This is a genomic window from Stecheria intestinalis (genome assembly GCF_009696165.1).
Lineage (GTDB): Bacteria > Bacillota_I > Bacilli_A > Erysipelotrichales > Erysipelotrichaceae > Bulleidia > Bulleidia intestinalis.
This window is the reverse complement of sequence record NZ_VUMN01000007.1, coordinates 21,635-41,198: the sequence shown is the minus strand read 5'-3', so window position 1 is coordinate 41,198 and position 19,564 is coordinate 21,635. Positions and strand designations below refer to the sequence as shown.

The 19,564-nt window shown below is 49.3% G+C and carries 18 protein-coding genes; all 18 read left to right on the top strand.

Going from position 1 to position 19,564, the window contains the following annotated elements:
• Positions 1–12 precede the first annotated feature (12 nt).
• The 18 genes from FYJ51_RS04390 to FYJ51_RS04305 all read left to right on the top strand — a co-directional run bounded on the left by FYJ51_RS04390 (position 13) and on the right by FYJ51_RS04305 (position 19,564).
• The gene (locus FYJ51_RS04390; RefSeq protein ID WP_154503692.1) at positions 13–942 is read left to right on the top strand and encodes a glycosyltransferase family 2 protein; all 930 of its coding nucleotides are present in this window, start codon (positions 13–15) and stop codon (positions 940–942) included.
• 18 nt (positions 943–960) lie between these two features.
• Complete coding sequence (locus tag FYJ51_RS04385) at positions 961–1,779, top strand: hypothetical protein (RefSeq protein WP_154503689.1); 819 nt, start codon at positions 961–963, stop codon at positions 1,777–1,779.
• Positions 1,780–1,781: 2 nt separating this feature from the next.
• Complete coding sequence (locus FYJ51_RS04380; protein WP_154503686.1) at positions 1,782–3,908, top strand: LCP family glycopolymer transferase; 2,127 nt, start codon at positions 1,782–1,784, stop codon at positions 3,906–3,908.
• Positions 3,909–4,037: 129 nt separating this feature from the next.
• The gene (locus FYJ51_RS04375) at positions 4,038–4,940 is read left to right on the top strand and encodes a glycosyltransferase family 2 protein (RefSeq protein ID WP_154503683.1); all 903 of its coding nucleotides are present in this window, start codon (positions 4,038–4,040) and stop codon (positions 4,938–4,940) included.
• A complete protein-coding gene (locus FYJ51_RS04370; protein WP_154503680.1) occupies positions 4,937–7,000 on the top strand; it encodes a hypothetical protein in 2,064 nt (687 codons plus the stop codon). The genes FYJ51_RS04375 and FYJ51_RS04370 overlap by 4 nt, the downstream gene beginning before the upstream one ends.
• A gap of 17 nt (positions 7,001–7,017) precedes the next feature.
• Positions 7,018–7,929, top strand: coding sequence for an NAD-dependent epimerase/dehydratase family protein (locus FYJ51_RS04365; protein WP_205946180.1), 912 nt, complete (start codon positions 7,018–7,020; stop codon positions 7,927–7,929).
• On the top strand, positions 7,926–9,098 hold the full coding sequence (glf, locus tag FYJ51_RS04360) for a UDP-galactopyranose mutase (RefSeq protein WP_154503674.1): 1,173 nt from the start codon (positions 7,926–7,928) through the stop codon (positions 9,096–9,098). Before FYJ51_RS04365 ends, glf begins: the two co-directional genes overlap by 4 nt.
• Before the next feature lie 68 nt (positions 9,099–9,166).
• Complete coding sequence (locus FYJ51_RS04355) at positions 9,167–10,615, top strand: flippase (RefSeq protein WP_154503671.1); 1,449 nt, start codon at positions 9,167–9,169, stop codon at positions 10,613–10,615.
• Positions 10,608–11,594 (top strand): glycosyltransferase family 2 protein, encoded by a 987-nt coding sequence (locus FYJ51_RS04350; RefSeq protein ID WP_154503668.1) that lies wholly within the window; start codon positions 10,608–10,610, stop codon positions 11,592–11,594. Before FYJ51_RS04355 ends, FYJ51_RS04350 begins: the two co-directional genes overlap by 8 nt.
• Before the next feature lie 3 nt (positions 11,595–11,597).
• Positions 11,598–12,665 (top strand): glycosyltransferase family 2 protein, encoded by a 1,068-nt coding sequence (locus FYJ51_RS04345; protein ID WP_154503665.1) that lies wholly within the window; start codon positions 11,598–11,600, stop codon positions 12,663–12,665.
• A 90-nt stretch (positions 12,666–12,755) separates the two neighbouring features.
• Positions 12,756–13,889, top strand: a complete 1,134-nt coding sequence (gene rffA, locus FYJ51_RS04340) for a dTDP-4-amino-4,6-dideoxygalactose transaminase (RefSeq protein ID WP_154503662.1) — start codon at positions 12,756–12,758, stop codon at positions 13,887–13,889.
• 1 nt (position 13,890) lies between these two features.
• Positions 13,891–14,835, top strand: coding sequence for a glycosyltransferase family 2 protein (locus tag FYJ51_RS04335; RefSeq protein ID WP_154503659.1), 945 nt, complete (start codon positions 13,891–13,893; stop codon positions 14,833–14,835).
• Entirely contained in the window at positions 14,822–15,178 is a 357-nt protein-coding gene (locus FYJ51_RS04330; protein ID WP_154503656.1) for a DMT family transporter, read from the top strand. Before FYJ51_RS04335 ends, FYJ51_RS04330 begins: the two co-directional genes overlap by 14 nt.
• Positions 15,171–15,521, top strand: a complete 351-nt coding sequence (locus FYJ51_RS04325) for a DMT family transporter (RefSeq protein ID WP_154503653.1) — start codon at positions 15,171–15,173, stop codon at positions 15,519–15,521. Before FYJ51_RS04330 ends, FYJ51_RS04325 begins: the two co-directional genes overlap by 8 nt.
• 11 nt (positions 15,522–15,532) lie before the next feature.
• Positions 15,533–15,946, top strand: coding sequence for a GtrA family protein (locus FYJ51_RS04320; RefSeq protein WP_205946179.1), 414 nt, complete (start codon positions 15,533–15,535; stop codon positions 15,944–15,946).
• Positions 15,947–15,959: 13 nt separating this feature from the next.
• Positions 15,960–17,642: an efflux RND transporter periplasmic adaptor subunit gene (locus tag FYJ51_RS04315; RefSeq protein ID WP_154503647.1), complete on the top strand. Its 1,683-nt coding sequence runs from the start codon at positions 15,960–15,962 to the stop codon at positions 17,640–17,642.
• Complete coding sequence (locus FYJ51_RS04310) at positions 17,635–18,369, top strand: ABC transporter ATP-binding protein (RefSeq protein ID WP_154503644.1); 735 nt, start codon at positions 17,635–17,637, stop codon at positions 18,367–18,369. Before FYJ51_RS04315 ends, FYJ51_RS04310 begins: the two co-directional genes overlap by 8 nt.
• Positions 18,362–19,564, top strand: a complete 1,203-nt coding sequence (locus tag FYJ51_RS04305; RefSeq protein ID WP_154503641.1) for an ABC transporter permease — start codon at positions 18,362–18,364, stop codon at positions 19,562–19,564. Before FYJ51_RS04310 ends, FYJ51_RS04305 begins: the two co-directional genes overlap by 8 nt.

Here is a 19,564-nt window from a genome sequence, read left to right as displayed (position 1 = left end):
TACGGAGGTTTTATGAAAGCTTTACTTTCGGTCGTGGTTCCCTGCTATAACGAAGAGGAAACAGTAGACCTGTTCTACAAAGCAGTAACAGAAGTGCTGAATCAGATGGAGATGGACCACGAGATCATCTTCGTGAATGATGGTTCCCGCGACCATACCCTTGATAAGATGCTCGCATTATATGAAGCTCATCGCGGGGAAGTAAAGGTCGTCAATTTCAGCCGGAACTTCGGCAAAGAAGGAGCTCTTCTTGCTGGCTTGAAAGCCGCGAAGGGGGACTATGTCACGGTGATGGACGCAGATCTTCAGGACCCTCCGGAATACCTTCCGAAGATGTTCGAGCTCATGGAGAAGAATGGCGACGATGTCGTCGGAACCAGACGTGTAACCCGCAAGGGGGAACCGGCGCTTCGTTCCTGGTTTGCCAGACAGTTCTACAAGCTGATCAACCGGTATACGGAAGTCGAGATTGTTGACGGTGCCCGTGACTACCGTCTGATGACCAGGCAGGTCGTTGACTCCATCCTTTCCCTGAAAGAATACGGAAGATTCTCAAAGGGGCTGTTTGTCTGGGTGGGCTATCAATGCGAATACCTGGAATATGAGAATGTTCAGCGCGTGGCCGGCGAGACGAAATGGTCTTTCTGGAAACTGTTCCGCTATGCGCTGGATGGCATCATCGAATATACGAATGCTCCGCTTCGCGTTGCCGCATGGGCAGGGGGAGCATTGTCCCTCGTCATGGCAGTTGAGCTGATTGTTCTGCTGATTCTTTCGCTTGCCGGAAAGAGCATCACCGGAACTGCTCTCACGATTTCTCTTGTTCTGTTCCTCGGAGGAGTGATCCTGCTTGCCCTTGGGATTATCGGAGAATATCTTGCTAAAACGTATGATGAAGTACGGCATCGGCCGAACTACATCGTCAAGAAATTCTATGAATAAGCCATTCGGAGGTAATGAATGACAGATAGACCTAACCAGACTTCTTCCGGTGCCCGGAAAAAAGTGCGGAAAATCGATCCGGTGAAGAAAAAGCACCGGAAGATGAATCAGCGCATGATCCTGACTCTGCTGATTGTTTCAGCAGTCACGATTGTTGCATTTGTGTTCAATATCATCAATGTTGCACGCCGAACCACTTCCTCTTCTTCTGAAACAAATACCTCGCTTTCTTCGAATACCGATCGTTCGATGAAGAATGATCTGTATGAAATCGGAAATAATCCTACAGACTTTGAAAAGCAATGTTTCCAGGAGCTGAGTGATGCGATGCAGGGAACCGATCAGAATGCATACGCAACCGCATTGGTAAAATGCTTTGTGTCAGACTATTTCACGTGGACCAACAAAGACGGAAACTATGAAGTAGGCGGTCTGCAGTATATTTTCGGAGAGAAATACACGACCTTTGAAGAATGGTCCCGCTACAATTACTACGAAAACATGGATCTCTATATCAGCCAGTACGGCAGAGAGAATCTGCCTGAGGTTACTTCCATCACGACTGAAAAGGATACGTTTCAGACGGATGACTATACGATCAATACGATTGATCCGGCACAGACCTATCCATGCTACCAGGTGCAGGTATCCTGGACCTATACGATGGGATCTTCCCTGAATGCGTCTGATTTTGTGAACGACATGCGTTTTCTCGTAGTTGATAACGATGGCAGAATGGAAATTGCAGAATTCTATGATATGAATTCCGTCAATGCCTGGGAAGCAGCCAACGGAACAAGCAGCAATGCAGAAGCGACTGCTTCTGCGGAGGGCTGATCATGACAAAAAAGATGAAAAAAACAGATCAGACCAGATTCCGCCGGGACATGACGCAGACGAATCTCATCATCACGATTCTTACGGTTCTCACCAACCTGCTGGTCATTTACACGATGATGAACAGTACCAGGTTTTCCAGCCTTTCCAAGAAGGACTTCATCCTTGTAAATGTGCTTTGTCTTATAGTCCTGCTCGTGATGAACGCTGCGGTGATGTATGGCATTCGCAGAAAGAAGAAGACCGTCTATATCACCGGGATTGTTCTGATGTGCGTGTTCCTTGTCATCGGCGCCTATGGCACGTATGCAGTGACGAGAGTGAATTCCAGTGTCAACCGCATCACCAGCACGACTACAACGGAATCTGTATCAACTTCCCTGGTGGTTTACAGTGAAACGGGAACGCAGGAAATCACTGATGTGAGCCAGCTGGATGGGAAAACCGTAGGCTATGCGACCGGAACCAATACCGCCGAACTCGGAAAGAATCAGATCAGTGCCAAAGGCATCAAGGTCAATTATGAGGAGTTCACGGACTATTCTTCTGAACTGCTCGCATTGTTCAACAGCGAAATTCAGTGTGCCATCCTGCCGACCAATTATCAGAGCATGTTCCAGAATGAAACCAGCCTGGCAGATCTGCTTGCCAATACGGCTTCGATTCTCGACTTTGAAGATAAGGTCACGGTGGAAAATGACAGCGGTTCCGATATCGATATCACGACGACTCCGTTTACGGTTCTTCTGATCGGAAATGCAGATGGTCTCTCCGATACGCTGATTCTCTGTTCGGTTAACCCGATTTCGATGAAGGTCACGATGACTTCCATTGCCCGTGACTCCTATGTTCCGATCAGCTGCTACAATGGAGCTTCTTCGAAAATCAATTCTGCTCATGCGGTCAGTGTTGGCTGCACGATTCAGACGGTTGAAGATCTGACTGGTGTCAACATTGATTACTATGTCGATACGAACTTCCAGGGCGTGGTGGATATCGTCGATGCGCTAGGCGGAATCGTCGTGAACTCGCCGCTGGAATTCGTCGGTCAGACTTCTTCCAGCACCCGCGGAACCTATACAGTGTGGGTTCCGGCAGGAGATAACGTGCTGCTTGATGGCGAACAGGCACTTGCCTTCGCCCGGGAACGGCATGCATTCGCTACCGGAGACTTCGCTCGTCAGGAACACCAGCAGGAAGTCATTGAGGCAATTGTCCGCACGATTCTCAGAACCAGAGATATCAATACGTTCCTGAATGTTCTAGACGCTGCCGGCGATAATATTCAGACCAATCTCTCTGTTGAGCAGATGACAAGCTTCGTCTCCTATGCGCTGCAGAAGACCAACCGCTACTACGACAGCGAGCATCCGGAGAATGTGTTCAATATCCAGTCCGGCCGGATTACCGGATATAACTCCGGGCTCTGGGATGAAAGCCTTCAGATTTCTCTTTCGATCGTCCGGATCTGGCAGGGAGCACTGGCAGATGCCAAGGCAGTCATTGAACGCAATATCGATATGACGACTGCCATCACGCCGATGACGAGTGTGCAGTGGTCCGCAAACTGGATCTTCGAAATTCCTGCAATCTGCCAGGAAACTTATAACGAAACAATGGTTCAGGATACCATGCCTACTACCCTCGGAAATTATGTGGGCAGAGACATCGGAACCTTGCAGTCCTTCTGCAATTCCTATGGTCTGACGCTGAATATCAGCTATGTGCAGGACAGCAGTCAGGCAAATGGCGTGATCGTTTCCCAGGATCCTGCGGAAGGAACCGCGATTGACAGTATTTCGGCAGTCAATGTGACGGTGGTGGACAACTCGGCTGCGGCAACCCCGACGCCGACAGCAACTCCGGATACGACAACAGAAGAAGGCTGCAGGATTTCTGGAATGTACTGGTATAACAATACCTGCAATTCCTCTCCGCAGGAGACTGCAACCCCAACACCTTCTCCGACATCTACACCGACTCCTTCCACGCCAGAGCCGACGCCAGAGCCGACGCCAACTCCTTCAACCCCAGAGCCGACACCGGTACCACCCTCGGCTCCGGAGCCTACTCCAACCCCTTCAGATCCTCCTGCTGGTCAAAGTACAGGAAATGAAGAGAACAATTAAAAAGGCACCAGGTTCCTGATTCATGAAAACAGAGCAGATTCTCCGGATTCCGGGAGGTCTGCTCTTTCAGAATGCATGGTTCAATGATTCTCACGAAGAGCCACGCAGTCATGGTAAAATAGAGGCAGTATGAGTAATAAGAAAGTTGCAGTGCTGATTCCGTGTTTTAACGAAGAACTGACCGTTGCCAAAGTGGTCAGTGATTTCAGGTCCGTTCTTCCGGAAGCAGAAATCTATGTCTACGATAATAATTCAACCGATCGTACTTATGAACTTGCAGAGAAAGCAGGAGCGATTGTCAGGAAAGAAGAACATCAGGGAAAAGGCAATGTCGTGCGGACGATGTTCCGCGAGATTGATGCGGACGCGTATATTCTGGTAGATGGCGATGATACGTATCCTGCTGAAGAAGTTCATGTTCTGCTGGATCCGGTTCTGAATGAAGGCGCTGATATGGTCATCGGCGACCGCTTATCTAACGGAACATATTATTCAGAGAATAAGCGTGCCTTCCATGAATTCGGCAACAACATGGTCCGCGATCTGATCAATCATCTGTTTCATGGAAACATTCATGACATCATGACCGGGTATCGTGTCTTTTCAAGACGCTTTGTCAAATGCATGCCGATTCAGTCGGATGGGTTTCAGATTGAAACGGAAATGTCCGTATTTGCGCTGATCAGCAAAATGAAGATCCGGGAAGTCCCGATTACGTACCGGGATCGTCCGGAAGGTTCTTTTTCCAAGCTGAATACGTATAAAGACGGCATGAGGGTGCTTCTGACGCTGTTTGATCTGTATAAAAACTACCGTCCGATGTATTTCTTCTTCTGGTTTTTCCTGTTTTTCCTGGTGCTCGGCATCATTCTCAGCACGATCGGGAGCCAGCTGGCAGGGAGTACTCTGATTGTGATTGCAGCAGTGATTCTGATGTCCGGCATCATTCTGGATGCGATCAAGAATCAGGCACTTCAGAATCTGAATGAAGTAATTCTCGCGTATGGAGAGCGGAAGGAACATCGCTCATGAAACTGATAGCTGCATCGGTTCTGATTCTGTTTCTATTGTTTGAAGGACTCGGAACCTGGCTTGGAGATCGGCTGAACTGCACAGTGGGAAAGTACGGAGCTCCCTATGGGGCTGCTGCTTTTTTTGCGCTGATTGCAATTCTCTATTATCCGATTGAGATCCTGCATGGTGATTTCCGGATTCTGTTCTGGGAAACGGTTCTCGTGGTTCTGTTCATGCTTTATTGCACGATCCGTTCCTGGAAGACTGTGCTGGAACATCTTAAGAGCAGATCTTCGCTCTGCCTGCTTATAGGGGCAGTGGCCTTCTGCTTTATCTTCTATCATTGCTATGTGGATCTCGAGTTCTCGGATGCGACGATGTATCTCGGATACATTTCTCAGGATATCGGCAATGCGCACATCAATCTGTTCAACCCCTATACCGGAGTGAGCGGAAAAGAATGGGATTCCCTTTATCTTTATCAGGCATATTATCCATTCGTCAGCGTTTATATCTGCACGCTGAATCTGACTGCTGGCGCATTCAGGATGGGGCAGGTGGAAACTCTGAAAGCAGCTGTATGGGGAATGGGCATGCTGTATCAGCTGGTCAGCACCGCACTTCTGATCAATATCACCGCGCTCCTCAAGACGAAGAATGTCTGGCAGAAACGCGTGCTTCTGTTTTTCGGGATGTTCTATCTGAATCTCTACTACTGGCGGGTAGTTGATGCCTGGTATGGAAATACCTGGCGAACATTATTCCTCACGCTGCTGATGGTTTCGGTCTATCGATGGATCGCAGGCGAATTCGCGGACTCTGATGCCAAGAAGATTCTTCCGGTCATCAGCTTTGCCGGCATCGCCTGCTCCAGCTCGTATCTCTTTATCTCTTTTGCGCTGCTCTCGATTCTTGCAGCATATCTGTTTCTCAGAAAAGGGGAGAATGTCTTCCTGCAGATGTCGGTCTATGTCATCCCGCTGGTCGTATATGCCTGCGTAATGCTTACGCATCAGACGTCTGCTGCCTACCTGATCATGGGTTTCTTTGCGGTGTATTATTTCCTGCTTTTCACGAAGCAGAAGTTCCGCGATCTGCTTCATCGCCTCGATCTCTTCATCGAGAAACATGCCAGACTGATCTTCGTGATTCTGATTCCATGCTTATGCATGGGCTATTCGCTTTACCTGCACGTTGCACATCCGGAATTCCTGTATGACTATGATTACTTCTTCCGGAATCATCAGGATGTGGACATGGTCAAGGACTATTTCTTTGTCTACAGCACCTGGCTGGACAATCTGATCAATGTGCTGAGGTGGATCGGCGTCATTCTGCTGATTCAGAATGCAGTGAAGCCGGAAGATCTGTATCTGAAGGTCAGTGCGCAGCTGATGATTCTCGTGTTCATGAATCCGCTGGCAACTCCTGCTATTGCGGCAGCCATCGCTTCCAACGTGTTCTACCGGGCGTGGGAAGTCATGTTCAACCCATTCACGGAGCTGTTTCTGATCAATCTGCTATTCCAGCATCTCAATGCATGCAGGCAAGGACGTTTTCTGCAGATATGTCTTGCCGGCCTCCTTCTGTTTGTAACGATTGATACGAATGTTCTGGCGCTTCGGGGAGATGGAAACGCTTCCTATGGGTTCTATGTGTCCCATGCGGGGGATACGGATCCTCTCTCGAAGGTGACGAAAGATGAAGCAGAAGCGATTGATGCTCTGAAACAGGCGCTCGGAGAAGAGGCTTATTCCGGCACTCAGCCGATCATCCTCTCTCAGATTGAAGCGACCCGTTCCTATCTGCCGAATGTGATTCAGCTGATCACGCCGCGGGATACGTATTATACCGATACCCGAGTCAATGAAGATCTCTATCAGATCGCAAGACGGCATCATCCATGGGACGAAGTAACAGAAGCCCCTTATGAAGAAACCGCCGCGCTGCTGAAACAGTATCAGGTTCAGTATGCGGTAGTCAGATACTGGGAAAACCCGGAGTATGATGCAGCCCTTTCGGAATGCGGAACCAATATCTATCAGAACAGCACGATCCGGATCTATCAGATCAGTTAAATGAGAAGGAAAAACAGATGGAAACAGAACAGAAACAGAGAGTGATTATTCTCGGTTGCGGATATCTCGGATACAACCTGTATGCACTGCTGAAGGAGACATTTCCGACAGAAATCTGGGGCATTGACAGTCCTTATGTTTCAAAGGTGCTTGATTTCACGGAAGTCGATGCATTCAATCCGGATGAGATGGAAGCCCTTGATTTTCGTGATGCAGTCATTATTGATGCGATCGGACTGGTCGCTAATAATGCGGTCAGCGAGAATGAGGAGATGGCCCTGGATGGCATTGCCGGAAATTACCGGAGACTGCTCAGAACGCTGAAGAGGGGCGGAGCAAAGCGTTTCCTGTTCTTCTCTTCGGGAGGAACGGTCTATGGCAACAGCCTGAAGCCGATCTCAGAAGAAAGCATTCTGCATCCGATGACGCTGTATTCCCGCAGCAAGACCCGGGAAGAAGAAGTGATCCAGGAATCCGATCTGGATTATCTGATTCTGCGTCTTTCAAATCCGTATGGCGGCTACCAGATCAGCGGCAAGCGCCAGGGGGTGATTCCGATTCTGATCCGGAAGGCGTATCAGAATGATCCGTTTGAGATGTGGATCGACGGGGATTCCATCCGTGATTACTTCTATATCACCGACCTTGCCCAGGCCATCAGACTGCTGATTCAGAAAGAGATCAGCAGGGAGATCATCAATGTCGGTTCCGGCATCGGCACGAGCCTCAATGAAGTGATTCACCTTGTAGAAGAGACGACGGGCCATGCGATCAATATAGTTCCGAAGAGCAGCGATGTGCCGGTCGTCAAAGCCATCGTGCTGGATGTCTCAAAGCTTGAAAGGCTGACTGGCTATCAGCCTTCTGTCTCCATGCAGGAAGGCATTGCCATGGAAAATGAACGGATCAGAGTGGAGTTAGGATTATGATTTATGATGCAGTGATTGTCGGAGCAGGGTATTGCGGAGCAGTGACCGCAAGATGCCTGGCAGATTATGGAAAACAGGTCCTGGTTCTCGAGAAGCGGGACCATATCGGCGGCAATGCGTATGACTATCTGGATGAGAACCAGGTTCTGCGCCATCAGTACGGGCCTCATATCTTCCATACTGACTCGAAGCAGGCAGCAGACTTTCTGTCCCGGTTTACGGACTGGTTTCCGTATGAGCACCGGGTGCTCGGCTATATCGAAGGAAAGCTCGTTCCGATTCCATTCAATCTGACTTCCATCGAGATGCTGTTTCCGAAGGAGAAAGCAGATCATCTGAAGCAGGTTCTCATCGATGCTTATGGCATGGATCATAAAGTGCCGATCCTCGAACTGAGAAAGAACGAGGATCCGGAGATCCAGGAGCTGGCAGATTATATCTTCGAGCATGTCTTCAAGTACTATACGATGAAGCAATGGGGATATACGGCAGAAGAAATCGATCCTGCCGTTACCGGCAGAGTGCCGGTGCTCGTCTCTTATGATGACCGGTATTTCCGCAATCAGTATCAGCAGATGCCGAAGAAGGGCTATACGGCCATGTTCCAGCGCATGCTGAATCATCCGGGCATTCATCTTGAACTCAGCACGGATTCTTCTGCCCGTCTGAAGGTGGATCCGGAAACAAAGAAGGTCTTCTTAGACGGTCTGGAATATCAGGGAACTGTGGTCTATACCGGCCTGGTCGATGAGCTTCTGGACTGCCGGCTCGGCGAGCTTTCCTACCGGAGTCTGGAATTTGATGTCGAAACGAAAGACGGAGACTATCAGCCGGTTACCACCGTGAATTACCCGACCCCGGCAGAACAGCATCCTTACACCAGAATTTCAGAATACAAGAAGATGATGCTGCATCCGCCAGTCGGCAAGACCACGATTGCCATCGAATACCCCTATGCTTATGACCGCCATGGGAAGAAGGGCAATGTACCGTATTATCCGGTCTTCACCGAAGCATCGAAGCAGCGCTATCAGGACTATGTGAACCTGATCCAGGGAATTCCGAACCTGCATCTGCTCGGCAGACTGGCTGAATACCGGTATTATGATATGGACGCTGCCGTCGATGCAGCTCTGGAACTATCCAGAAAACTGCTGGCAGAAGGATGAGGACATGCATCCTTTTGCCCCGATCGCGTGAACGAGTATAATAACAGTCATTGAAGAAAGAAGACTGCATGGATAGAAAACTGATCAGAAACTACCTCTACAATGCCCTGTACCAGATCGTCAAGATCATTCTTCCGATGATTCTGGTGCCATATACGGCTGTCCATATCGGCGAATCGATGCTCAGCATCTATCAGTACGCCGGCTCGATCATGAACTGGTTCATCCTGTTCGGCATCCTCGGCATCAATACCTACGGAAACCGGCAGGTCGCCAAAGTCCGGAACAACAAGGAAGAACTCAACCGGACGTTCTTTGAGATCTTCTATATGCAGCTGCTGGACATGATCGTGGCCATGGCAGCGTTCTATCTGTTCATCCATTTCTTCATCACGGAGAATAAGTTCTACTATGAGCTGACCGGCCTTACGATGATTGCCTCGATGCTGGACATCACCTGGTTCTTCTATGGGGTTGAAGACTTCAAGAAAGCCAGCATCCGCAACATCATCGTCAAATGCCTCGGCGTCTTCCTGATCATGACGCTCTGCAAAACTCCGGACGATCTCTGGATCTATATCCTGATCAACGTGGGGGCAGAACTCGTCGGCCAGGGCATCATGTTTGCCCAGCTGCACCAGTACATCACCTTTGAGAAAATATCCATCAAGGATGCCTACCGGCATCACTTCAAGGCGACCTTTCAGCTTTTTGTGCCGACCATCGCAATCTCCGTTTATACGATGCTGGATACGACGATGCTCGGGGCGATGTACAGAAATCTGGATCATGTTGCCTATTACACTACAGCCATGAACATCGTGAAGATGTTTCTGACCCTGATCACCAGCATCGGCTCAGTCGTCCTTCCAAGAGTCACGAATGTCTATTACAATGATTCTGACGGGGCAGACAAAGCTCAGCATCTGATCTCCGTGACCATGAAGATTGCCTGCATGCTGGCGTTTCCAATGTGCTTCGGCATGATGGCAATTGCCCCGAACTTCATCAGCTGGTACATTCCGCAATGGCCGATCGTTGCCGATCTGGTCATGCTCGGATGCCCGATCATCATCTTCATCTCGATGTCGAATGTCACCGGCACACAGTACATGGTTCCGACCGGCATGTATTCGCAGTATACGAAGTCCGTGGTTGCCGGCTCGATCGTGAACTTCTGCTTCAACTTCATCATGATTCCGAGATATGGTGCCTATGGCGCCATCATCGGCAGCCTCATTGCGGAATTCTCAGTCATGTTCATTCAGCTGCTCATGATCCGCAAGAAAGTGCACCTGGGCTTGCGGAACAGAAGCTATGTCATCTATATCGCCGGGGCACTGCTGATGTTTGCGGTGGTCTATGCCATGAACAGCTTCCTTCCGAGAACCATTGCCGGAACCCTGCTTCAGGTTCTGACCGGCATGGTCATCTACTTCTGCGTCCTTTACTTCTCGAAAGAAGAATTATGCCGCCGGGTGCTTTCCAAAATGAACAGGAGAAAGGCAGATGCCTGAAATCAGCGTCATCATCCCAGTCTATAACGTTGAATCCTACCTTCCGAAGTGCATTGATTCTGTACTGAATCAGACCTGGAAGGACTTTGAGCTGATTCTAGTCAATGATGGCAGTACCGACCGCAGTCTTTCCATCTGCAGATCTTATGCTGAAAAAGACACCAGGATCAGAGTGATTGACAAACCGAACGGAGGCCTCTCCGATGCCCGCAATGCAGGCATGGAAAAAGCTTCAGGAACTTATATCGATTTCATCGACAGCGACGATTTCGTCGAGCCGGAACTTCTGGAAACCTGCATGAAGAAGTTCCATGAAACGGATGCTGATATGGTGCTGTTTGACTACTATCAGTACCATATGGCAACCGGAGAAAAGGAAGTCATTTCCAATCCTTATTCCGATACAGAGATTTATTCGCTTTCTGATCATCCGGAACTGATTACGAAAATCAAGAACTGCGCCTGGGGCAAGATGTATCGTCTCTCTTTGTTCCGGGATAATCACATCATCTATCCATGGGGATGCTACTACGAAGATCTCGGAACAACTTACCGTCTGCTGTTACGGGCGAAGAAGATCGCCTTCATCAATGCTCCGCTCTATGATTATCTCGTGGACCGTCCCGGCAACATCACTTCTGAGTTCAGCTGGAAGGCTTATCATGTCCTGGACATGATCAAGATCACGCTGGATGACTATAAAGCCCGCGGGGTATATGAGAAGTATTATGAAGAGCTGAAATATCTGGCAGGGGTCAACATCACCGAATGCCTGCGCAAGACCAGGACCTGCACGGATACTGCGCTTGTCAGCAAATATATCCAGGTCTGTTTCTGGTTTCTGAAGACCAACTGGCCGGAATACCCGAAATGCAGGTATCCGATCGCAAAGAACCGCAGCGACTGGATTTACCTGAGAGAAAATCGGCTCCGCATGTATCTGAAACTGAATGCACTGCGGCATAAGAAAGAAGGTTAATCTATGGCAAAAGCAACAGTTATCGTTCCGATCTACAATGTCGAGAAATACCTCCGCAAATGCTTTGATTCGCTTCTGAACCAGACCTCGGATGATTTCATCGTCTATGCTGTCAATGACGGCTCTCCGGATCATTGCGATGACATCATTAAAGAATACTGCAGAAAATATCCTGAGAAGATCAAAGGAATCCGGAAAGAGAACGGAGGCTACGGATCCGTGCTTCAGGTCGCAATCAAAGAAACCAGAACTCCGTATTTCCTCGTCTGCGATCCGGATGACACGCTGGAGCCGGAAGCGATGGAAACACTGCTCAGCTTAGCTGCAGTAGGGGATGCGGATATCACGATCGGAGCCAAGATGGTCACATATGAAGACAGCACCATCAAGGAATATGACTGCAGCTACAACCGGGACTTCGTCCATCTGAAGTCCAATACGGTTTATAACTGTGACCAGGAGAACTTCAATGACCTGTTCTTCGTGAATCCGAGTCCGCATGCCAAGCTTTACCGTACGTCTCTTGCTAAGGATATCGTATTCCCGGAACATGTCGGCTATACGGATAATATGCTGTTCTACCTGTCTCTGCTCAATGCGGAGAAGGTGATCTATACGGAGAAGCCATTAGCTAACTACCTGATCAACCGCAAAGGCAATTCGATGACAGATGTCAGCTTTTCTGCCATGAATGGTCAGATCCGTGTCTTCAAGTCCATTCTGAATGAAGCAGAACGGGCTAAGCATCATCCGGATATCTTCTATTACCGGATGTTTGAAAGCTTCAAATTCATGCTGTATCAGATGAATCGCCTGAACTGCACTGCAGACCAGTATGATGAAACCCTTGACTACCTGCAGACCTATCTGAAGAAACTGACGCCTTATGAGGCGAAGATCCGTCCGTATTATGAACGCTTCAGCAAGACGAAGATCATCGAGAAGCTTCGTGATTATGCTCTGATGAATGAGAAGCATTCCGAGCGTGCATACGCCGGCATCAAGAAACGGATGATGGAAGAATTTCGGAAGAATCATCCGCAGGCAGAAGAAAACCAGCAGAAAGCCTGATTCTTCAGCAAGGATAATTCTTAAGATTTCCTTTGTTTCCGGGCAGAAAACAGGAATGTGATAAGATAGAACACGAATCCGAGGGAACAGATGATTAGTTTCAATGTGCCGCCTTGTACAGGCGATGAATCAGAATATGTCACGGAAGCGATCAATTCGCATAAGATCTGCGGTGACGGTCCATTTACGAAAAAATGCAATGAATGGATGGAGCAGCGGTTTCATGCGCAGAAAGTAATGCTTACTACCAGCGGAACTTCTGCTCTGGATATGGCAATGCTGCTGTGCGGTCTGAAACCGGGAGATGAAGTCATTCTGCCGAGCTTCACTTTTTCAAGCACGGCAACCTCCGCGGTACTCTGCGGGGCGAAGCTTGTCTTTGTGGATATCCGTCCTGACACGATGAATATCGACGAAACGAAGATTGAAGCAGCGATCACAGATCATACGAAAGTGATTGTGGCAGTTCATTATGCAGGGGTTGCATGCGAGATGGATGCCATCATGGAAATAGCGCGCCGCCATCATCTGCTTGTGGTGGAGGATGCCGCTCAGGGTGTCATGTCTTCCTATAAAGGCAAAGCCCTTGGTACGATCGGAGATTTCGGATGCTATTCATTCCACGAAACCAAGAACTATTCCATGGGAGAAGGCGGAGCGATTGTCATCAATCATCCGGAGTATAACGAACGTGCGGAAATTCTGAGAGAGAAGGGGACAAATCGGTCGAAGTTCTACCGCGGTCAGGTTGATAAGTATACCTGGGTAGATTTCGGTGACAGCTATCTGCCAAGCGAACTGAATGCGGCATATCTCTATCCGCAGCTATTGAAAGCAGATGAAATCAATGAAGACCGTCTTCATTCCTGGAAGGGATACTGGGATGCCTTTCAGCCGCTTCAGGAAAAAGGATTGATGGAGCTTCCTCATATTCCGGAAGGATGCACTCATAATGCCCATATGTTCTATGTGAAGCTGAAGGACCTTGACGAAAGAACCAGGTTCATTTCCTATCTGAAGACACATGGGGTTCAGTCGGTATTCCACTATATTCCGCTTCATTCTGCTCCAGCCGGATACAAGTTCGGAAGATTCAGCGGAGAGGATCTCTATACTACGAAAGAAAGCGAGCGGCTGACCCGCCTGCCGATGTATTATCATCTTTCCGCCGCAGATCAGCAGCAGGTGATCCAGGCTGTCTCAGGTTTCTTTGAGGAGCGCTGATATGGATCTTTCCATTGTGATTCCGGAATATGGATGCCGGGAAGCTCTTGGGGATCTTTATCGGAGGCTGACTGCCGTCTGCAGAGAACTTGTTTCCGACTACGAGATTATTTTCGTTGAGGACAGCGATCCTGAGAACAGCTGGGAAGAGATTCAGAAGCTCTGTGAAGAAGACCAGAGAGTAAAAGGAATTCACTTTTCCAGAAACTTCGGACAGGAACGGGCAATCACTGCCGGAGTAGACTATAGCAGCGGAGATTACGTGGTTGTGATGGATTGCGACCTGCAGGATCGTCCGGAAGGAATCACGGAATTATATCAGAAAGCCAGGGAAGGTTACGATGTGGTCTTTGTCCGCCGCATCGACCGGATTGACAGCCGCTGGACCATGTTCTGGTCACATCTGTTCTATCGTGTCTATAATCGGTTCTCCGATGACAACTATGATCCTGCAGTTGGCAATTTCAGCATTGCCAGCCGCCGCATTGTAGACCAGTTCTGCAGGATGCGCGAAAAGAACCGGGATTATATCATGTTTCTCCGCTGGCTTGGCTTCCGTACCGCAGTCATCAACGTCGAGGCAGACGAACGGGCAGCAGGAAAGTCTTCGTATACGTTTCACAAAAAGCTGAAGCTGGCAATTGAGACCATCACTGCCCAGTCCAATAAACCACTCTGGATTGCCGTGTATCTCGGGATGATCTTTGCCGTTTTTTCGGTCCTTGCAATTATCTACACAGTCATTCTCCATTTTGCAAACGGTTCTTCTCCAGAAGGCTGGGCGAGTCTTCTGATCGCTGTTTTCCTGATGGGGGGACTCATGCTCGCAACGACCGGGATTGCGGGAATCTATATCGGCAATATCTTCAATGAAGTAAAAGATCGTCCTCTTTATGTCATTGAAGATCTGAAGAATCTGGACAGGAAACTTCATGAAACGCGCTAAGGTCTATCTGTTTCTTCATCTGCTGCTGGCTCTCTATTCGATCAGCAGTGTGCTGTCCAAGCTCGCTGCAGGAGAGCCTTTTCTGAGTCTGCGTTTCTGTCTGTGCTATGCGGGAATGATTGCCTTGCTTGGCATCTATGCCATCGGCTGGCAGCAGATCATCAAGCGGATTCCGCTTACCTCTGCATATGCAAACAAGGCAGCCTCAGTCGTCTGGGGGTTTATCTGGGGAATGCTGTTCTTCAAAGAGCAGATGACCGCCGGGAAGCTGACAGGATTAGCGATGATCGTAGCAGGCATTGTTCTGTATTCCTATGCAGATCAGGAGAAAGCAGATGAATAGCACACTTCACTACGCGATGTTTCTTCTGCTGGGAACCTTCATCAGTGCGATCTCCCAGGTTCTTCTGAAGAAATCAGCGATGAAGACCTACAGCAGCCGGATCAGGGAATATCTGAATCCCCAGGTGATCACTGCTTATGTCATCTTCGTGATTTCAACTTTTCTGTCTATTCTTGCTTACCGCGGGATACCGCTTTCTCTGGGCGCAGTTCTTGAAACGACCAGCTATGTCTATGTAACCTGGTTCGGCGTGAAGATTTTCCATGAACGGATCAGTCCCCGCAAGATTGCCTCTCTTGCTTTGATTATCGGCGGGATTATCGTATACTCACTGCTAGGCTGAGGAAAAAGAAGATGAAGAAACTCTACGAAAAATACAAAGACGTATTCTGGTATCTCGTATTCGGAGTACTGACCACGATTATCAATATCGTTTCCTATTGGGTATGTGCACATCCGCTTGGCATCGGTACGGTTCCAAGCACGATCATTGCCTGGGTCCTCTCGGTTCTGACTGCATATCTCACCAATCGGAGCTATGTCTTCCACAGCGAAGCAAGCACGAAGAATGAGATTCTGAAGGAGCTTGTTTCATTCTTTGCGGCACGTCTGGCAACCGGAGGACTGGATCTATTGATCATGTATGTATGCGTGGACCGCATGGGCATGAACGATGTGGTCATCAAGTTCGCATCGAATGTCATTGTCGTTGTTCTGAACTACGTCTTCAGCAAGCTTCTGATTTTCCGTCATAAGAAGCAGGCTTGAGCAGGAGGATAACATGAAGAAATTCTGGCAGAAACACCATAAGGGAATCATGATCGCGGTAATTGCAGCGGCAGTCCTTCTGAAACTTGCTTCCGGTTCTTCGTCTGCTTCACCAGGATATTCCACCGCGACAGTAACCCGCAGGGATATTACAACCTATAACAGCTTCATCGGCACCGTAGAACCTGTCACGGAGCGGTCAGTTGTCCCGAAGGTATCCGGCACTGTCTCGCAGGTCCTCGTAAAAAACGGTGACTCTGTCGTGAAAGGGCAGACGATCGCGATTCTGGATGCGTCTGAAGCCGAGTACAGTCTTCAGGTTGCTGAAGCAACTGCTGCTCAGACGGAGAAAGCAAACAATCAGTCCATCAAGGATGCGATCACTGCATACAACAATTATCAGAGTGATCTGAATAACGGTCTGAACAGCTCCCTTCAGCAGGCCCAGGCCCTGAAGGATCAGACCTATGGCCCATGGAAGGATGCAGAGAATGCATACAATTCTGCTGTTTCCGCCAGAAATCAGGCAATTTCTTCAGCTTCTGCCCAGAAAGATGCTGCTCAGGCAGCTTATGATGCATTCATGAATGATCCGGCCAATCAGACGGCAATCACGAATTATAACAATGCGGCTGCCCAGCTGGCGGTGCTGCAGGCTACTCTTGACCAGGCAGAACTGAATCTTGCAAATGCAAATACTGCTCTTCAGAGTGCAGACGAAGCTTCTAAGCCTGCTGCAAAGGCAGCTTATGATACGGCAGAAGCCGCAGAGAAATCTGCCGAACAAGCAGCTTCAGATTATAAGTCTCAGTATTACGTTCCGGCAGATAATGCCTATCAGCTGATCGTTCAGCAGATGACTGCTCTTCAGACTGCTCTGGATTCCGCAGATGCTGCATACTCAGCAGCTCAGTCCACTGCCGCAGTTGATGCCGCAGAAAAAGCCAGAGATCAAGCTTACGCTGCCTGGGAACAGGCTAGAATCGGATACGATTCTGTCGCTTCCTCGGTTCAGCAGCAGCTCGGCAATCTCGAATCGTCCGTACAAAGAGCAGCGACCGCCGCAGATACGACGGTCAGTGATCTGCAGATTAATCATCAGAAAGAAGCGCTCAGCGACTATACGCTGACTGCTCCGATGGATGGAACAATTACTCAGCTTACGGTGAAGGAAGGAGATGCCTGCACGATGGGAACTCCGGCCGCAGTCGTCTCCAACCTCAGCCATATGGAGGTTTCCATCCGTGTGGACGAATATTCGGTCAAGAATGTATCTGAAGGCAGCGCGGTGACGATCTACATTGATTCCATCGGCAAGTCCTATCCTGGTACCATCTCTTCCATTGATGAGAAAGCAGCCGTGCAGAGCGGGGTATCTTATTTCGGTGCGACGGTGGAATTCACGGCGGATGCGGATGTGAAGTCCGGGATGAGCACAGAAGTGCGGCTGACCAATGCGGATGAGAAGCAGGTCCTTTCTCTGCCGGCAGATGCAGTCAGCTATCATTCTGACAATACTGCTTATGTACTGGATGAAAACGGACAAGAGAAGGCAGTGACAATCGGAGTTTCTGACGGGAATTATGTCGAAATCACCGACGGCCTATCTGAAGGAGATACAGTCCGTTATAATCCGACTGTATCCGATCCGATGGCAGATATGACAGTTTCCGGCGGAGATAGTTCAGATGAGTGAAGCAGAGCTGAAGCTTGCACCGTTTATTCAGCCCGATCAGGAAGTGATTCTGAGCATGCATGGGATCACGAAGGAATACCAGATGGGCGAGGAAACCTCAGTCGTGCTGAAAGGAATCGACCTGGAAGTAAGAAAAGGGGAATTCCTGGCTGTGCTGGGGCCTTCCGGTTCCGGCAAGAGCACTCTCATGAATATCATCGGGTGTCTCGATACTCCGACCAGCGGGGATTATTATCTGAATAACCGGCATATTGCTGCGATGAACGAAAAAGAACTGGCCAGAATCCGTTCCCGGGAGATCGGATTCATTTTCCAGTCCTTCTATCTGCTTCAGAGAGAAACGGCACTAGAGAATGTAGAGCTCCCGCTCGTCTATGCCGGGGCTTCTGAAAAGGAATGCAGGCAGCGGGCGGAAAAGATGCTGAAGCGGGTCGGACTGGAAGACAAGATGGACCATTACCCTAATCAGCTTTCCGGCGGCCAGCAGCAGCGTGTCGCCATTGCCAGAGCAATTGCCAACAACCCCACGATTTTATTGGCAGATGAGCCGACCGGTGCCCTGGACCAGAAAACCGGAGAACAGGTCATGGAGATATTCCGGGAGCTGAATGGAGAAGGCAGAACCATCATCATGATCACCCATGATGCCCATATTGCCTCTCATGCAAAGAGAATCGTGAGAATCCTCGATGGCGAGCTGAGTGAAGGAGGAGTGGAAGATGCGTAAATCAAGCATGATCCGCCGCAGCATCCGCATGTCCTTTGCCAATATCAGGAACAACAGGATGCGGTCGTTCCTGACGATGCTCGGCATCATCATCGGTGTCGCTGCGGTCATTGCCCTGGTCACTACGGTATCTGCTGTGACGTCCTATATGATCGGAAGGTTTTCTTCCATGGGGGCGGGCATGCTGGAAGTTTCCGTGCCCGGAACGGTTCTGAAACCTGGCCTTACCGAGAATGACCTGGCTGAGCTTTCTGCAATCGACAATATTGCCAGCATTTCTCCTTCCGTCAGTGTGGTTTCAGAAGTTGCTTCGGGCGGAAAGGTTTCTGACAAAGTCAGCGTGCAGGGCAGGAATGAGCAGTATTTCCTTCATAACGAAGGACTGGTAACCTCCGGACGTCCGCTGCTCGTCTCTGACATGCAGAACGATGTCAAGGTCTGCGTCATTGACAGCACCTGTGCAAAGACCTTCTTTCCAGGGCAGAATCCCGTCGGACAGAACATCCGGATCACCGGCGTGCTGTATCAGATTGTCGGCTTATGCGGATCTTCGGATAATCTGATGGGCACGATGACCATCAGCAACAATGATGCCGGAACGATCTATATTCCTTACCGCAATGCTCTGACGATGAATGGCACCAATGCCATCACCAGTGTCGATCTCTATGTCAGCGATACGAGCAGAATGGACGAGACCGAAGACAGCATCAAGCAGCTATTGAACAATACCTTCAATCAGAACAAGAATGCGTTCTATATCTTCAATATGGAAAGCCTGCTCAGCACGATGAATACGATGGTCTCGATGATGACCACAATGCTTGGCGGCATTGCCAGCATTGCTCTTCTGGTCGGCGGAATCGGCATCATGAACATGATGCTTGTGACCGTCACGGAACGCACGAAAGAAATCGGTCTTCGTAAAGCATTGGGAGCAGAACCAGGCGTGATCCAGCTGCAGTTTCTGCTGGAATCGATCATCCTTTCCGTAACCGGAGGCGTGATCGGCATTGCCGTCGGAGAACTGCTGTCTTACATTGCCTGCCAGCTGATCCATACCAAGTTCATTCTGAATCCCGGAGCGATTGCCTTAGGCTTCTTCTTCTCGCTTGCAGTAGGCATTCTGTTCGGCTGGGCACCAGCCAGAAAGGCAAGCCAGCTGAATCCGATTGATGCCCTGCGGAGCGAATGA